This window comes from Marinimicrobium sp. UBA4509, from assembly GCF_002388575.1.
Classification (GTDB): Bacteria; Pseudomonadota; Gammaproteobacteria; order Pseudomonadales; family Cellvibrionaceae; genus Marinimicrobium; species Marinimicrobium koreense.
In genome coordinates this window covers 51,299-55,067 of sequence record NZ_DGMV01000064.1, presented here as the reverse complement: position 1 = coordinate 55,067, position 3,769 = coordinate 51,299, and the positions used below count along the sequence as shown (strand labels likewise).

3 protein-coding genes and 1 pseudogene are annotated in these 3,769 nt (G+C 60.2%); 1 reads left to right on the top strand and 3 read right to left on the bottom strand.

All coding sequences use genetic code 11. The features are described from left to right. Nucleotides 1-361 (top strand): annotated as a pseudogene (locus B3520_RS12825) (hypothetical protein); the annotation flags it as partial. Here B3520_RS12825 and djlA read toward each other — a convergent pair. The 3 genes from djlA to B3520_RS12810 are packed head-to-tail and all read right to left on the bottom strand — an operon-like array spanning nt 336 to nt 3,446. Next, nucleotides 336-1,142 carry a co-chaperone DjlA gene (djlA, locus tag B3520_RS12820; protein WP_246004425.1) on the bottom strand — a complete coding sequence of 269 codons (807 nt, stop codon included), beginning with the start codon at nt 1,140-1,142 and terminating at the stop codon, nt 336-338. The pseudogene B3520_RS12825 and the gene djlA overlap by 26 nt on opposite strands. 35 nt (nt 1,143-1,177) lie before the next feature. Further along, nucleotides 1,178-2,800 carry a protein adenylyltransferase SelO gene (locus tag B3520_RS12815; RefSeq protein ID WP_286805101.1) on the bottom strand — a complete coding sequence of 541 codons (1,623 nt, stop codon included), beginning with the start codon at nt 2,798-2,800 and terminating at the stop codon, nt 1,178-1,180. 34 nt (nt 2,801-2,834) lie between these two features. Then, entirely contained in the window at nt 2,835-3,446 is a 612-nt protein-coding gene (locus B3520_RS12810; RefSeq protein ID WP_123637791.1) for a hypothetical protein, read from the bottom strand. Nucleotides 3,447-3,769: the final 323 nt, after the last annotated feature.

The window sequence follows — 3,769 nt, the reverse complement described above, 5'->3', positions numbered from 1 at the left end:
GGCGGGCCTGACGGCGGCGGTATTACTGGTCGTATTGGTGCTCTACGCGCGCCAGCGCCAGCTGACACCACCCAGGCCGCGGAAGGTATTGTGGGTGACCGGTGCCAGCCTGGCGGTTGGCGGTGTCGCACTCTGGGTGATCGGCCCGGTGAAGGTCTTCTATTGGCTGCACGAATACGCCTTCCCCGAGGATCATCCCTGGTTTTTCTACTACCAGGACTCCCTGATGACCACACTGATGAAGGCGCCGGACCTGTTCGGTTTTATCGGCGCACTCCTGCTGCTACTGACCCTGATTCTCTGGGCCCTGTCCGGGGCGCTATTGCTGCGCGGTTTCAGGCGCGGGCGCGCTCTTCCTTGATCAGATCATAGGCGGTACGGATTTCCTGGGAGCGCTCGGTGGCCTCCTTGATCATGTCCTCCGGTACCCCCTGCCCGATCAACTTGTCCGGGTGATACTCACTCATCAACTTCCGATAGGCTTTCTTCACCTCGGCATCACTCGCCTCGGGAGAGACACCCAAGGCATCATAGGCCTGCCTGAGCCGGTCCCGGGCTGACGGTCCGCTGGCCCCACCCTGATAGCGCTGCTGGCCACTGAAGCTGTTCTGGGCCTGGATCATCCGCAGCAACTGCTCAAACATGGCGCTGGACAGGCCCAACCCGAGGGCAATCTGACGCAGCACCTGGACTTCCTGCTCATCCAGCTCGCCGTCGGCCAGGGCAATGTTGACCAGGTAGATCAGCAGCATCCGCACCAGATTGGCGCGACGGCCACAGACCTCCCGGAACCGGGCCACCTGGGCATCGGGGTCAAACTCCGTCGCCACGCCTTCCTTGAACAAGGCGATCGCCTGCTGGCGATGCTCGGGGGTAAGCCCCATCTCGTTCATGTAGGCTTCGGTCTGCTTGATTTCGGATTCGGACACCCGACCGTCGGCCTTTGCCAGGTGGCCCAGCAGGCGAAACACCGTCTCGAAGAAAGTCTGTTCGATTTCCCGACGCCGCTCGGGCGAGCCCTCCGCCTGAATCTGGTTGTACCCCTTATCGAAAAGGTGGCCCACCACCAAGCCCAGCAGAGCCAACAAGGGGCCACCCATAAACCAGCCAAGCACACCGCCAATGAGTTTTCCGAGAATCATCATAAATAGATCGTTTCCTTTAACTGTTCAGATCATCAGGAGCTGCAGGAGAGCATGGAGCAGCCCGCCTTGCGCCGGGCCCACTCGGGCCGGCGGGCAAAGTAAGCGGCGTTCTCTGGCTGTTCGTCGTAGGGTCGACGCAGAAGTTCCTGCAGCCGATGAATTTCACTGAAATCCTCCGCTTCGGCCCGATCAATGGCCTGCTGGGCCATGTAGTTGCGCAGCACGTACTTGGGGTTGGTGCGGTTCATCAGGGCCCGCCGCTGAGCGTCTTCGGTACCGTGCAGTACCCGGTCCTGAATCAACCGGTCCCGATAGCGACGCAACCATTCGGCCATGGTGTGCTCGGCTTCGAAGGTCGGTGGCTGGTAGTAGGCTTCCAGGACCGGCTCCAGCAGCTGAGCGCTGTCCGCCTCTTCTCCGGGAGTCTCGCCATCCGGATGGAAATCCGCCAAGCGGCGGAAGAAAATCGTCATATCGATCTCGGCGCTCTGCAATACCTGCTGCAGTTCAGACACCAGCACCGAGTCCCCATCCTCCCAGCGGCTCAGGCCCAGCTTTGCGGTCATATCCCGCTGCCAGCAGCGCTGATATTCCTCGCGATAGACATCCAGCACCGCCTGTAGGGGCTCTACCTCGCCAATCAGAGGATGAATAGCATTGGCCAGCTGAGCGAGATTCCACAGTGCCACCTGGGGTTGAGCGCCGAATCGATAGCGACGCCCCTGGGCGTCGGTGGTGTTGGGAGTCCAGTCCGGGTCGTAGCCTTCGAGCCAGCCATAGGGGCCATAGTCGATGGTCAGCCCCAGTACCGACAGATTGTCGGTGTTCATCACGCCATGGACAAACCCCACCCGCATCCAGTGGGCCACCATCTCGGCGGTGCGCACCGCCACCTCTTCCAGCCATCGCAGGTAGGTGTCACGGCCCGGCGCGCCGAGGTGAGGGAAGTCAGTCTGTATCGTCACGTCGAGCAATTGCTGGAGCAGCTCATGCTCCCCGCGGGCCGCATGCAGCTGAAAGTGGCCGAAGCGGGTAAACGATGGGGCCACACGGCAGACCACCGCTCCGGGCTCCCACTGGACGTTGCCGTCGTAGAACATGTCCCGTTCAACCTTATCGCCAGTGAGTACCAGGCTCAGTGCCCGGGTGGTCGGGACGCCCAGATGGTGCATGGCTTCACTGCAGAGAAACTCACGCACCGAGGAGCGCAGCACCGCCAGACCATCGGCGCCCCGGGAATAGGGCGTGCGCCCGGCGCCCTTGAGTTGCAGGGTCCAGTGCTCACCCGCCTCGTTCAGAACCTCGCCCAGATTGATGGCCCGGCCATCACCCAACTGCCCGGCCCAGTGACCAAACTGGTGACCACCGTAGACGGTGGAGTGCGGTTCCATACCGGGCAACAGCGCGTTGCCGGCAAACACCTCGGCAAACGCCTGGCTGTCACAGTCTTCAGGCAGGAACCCGAGCGTATCGGCCACTTCGCGGGCGTAGGCAACCAGAGTCGGTTTACTGGCCCGTCGCGGGGCAACCCAGCTGTAGCTGGCGCCGGTCACCGGGCGCGGCACATTGTCCGCCACCGGGTCGGCCGGCAAGGCCCTCAACCAGCGGTTATCGAATTGGGGAAGGTGACGAAATGAAGAGGAGGTATCGGTCATGGGGCCAGTATATCATCTGGCCCCATGGCGGGGGTTAATGGACGCGGCGACGGGCAGCCCAGAGGCCACCGAGACCGATCAGCAGCAAGACGAAGCCACCAGCCTCGTTAACCGAAACGGCTGTATCCTGGAACTGCAGGCTGTCCATGGCGAAGATGCCACCGGCAGCGTCAACGACCAGCCTGGAAACATTGGTAAAGTCAGCCGCAATCCAGAGCGGCTGGTTTTCGAAGTCCGGGTTGATCTGCGCGTCGACCAGCTCGCCGACCTTATTGCCCTGACCATCATAAGCCACCAGGGTAATCCAGAACGACATGTTGTTGTAATTGCTGGTCGACGCGAAATAGGCCCCCATAAAATCAAAGGGATTATCGCGGGTAATTTCCAGGTTACTTTCGAACCCCTGATTGAACAGAAACTGGCTACCACTGTGCGCCGCATCGCCGAACCCCGACATACCGGAGTCGCCCAGCCCCCAGCGACTGTCCCAGTTGAACCCCGCATAGCTTTGTTCGGACACACTGCCTTCTGAGGGGTCCAGATCATCAAAGGTAATCAGATCCGCGCTTGCCAGGGGTGCGCCAAGCAGCAGAGCTATAGCGAGGCCCTTTAGCCAGCGCTGTGTGAAATGAATTCCGTCTTTCATAATTCCAGATCCGTGTCATATGCCAATATTTGGTGGGTTTAAGCGCCATCCCAATATGGCATTTAATGCAACGAAAGAGCCAGAATTAAAAAACCCTTTAAAAACAATAGGTTAAATTTTTTCGCGCAAACACCCATCCTCCGACAATGCTTTTGGCGCCAATCCTGTAAAGCGCTTCGACAAAACCCTCCCCGTCAAAACCTGCGTCGGACCACTGAATTCGGGGCCTCGTCGGGCAAATTGACAGCGGTTACCCACCCCTTCGGTCACCCGCTCCTTGACGCTCCGGATGACTGCTCTTAACCTAGGCGCCCTTTGAGTTT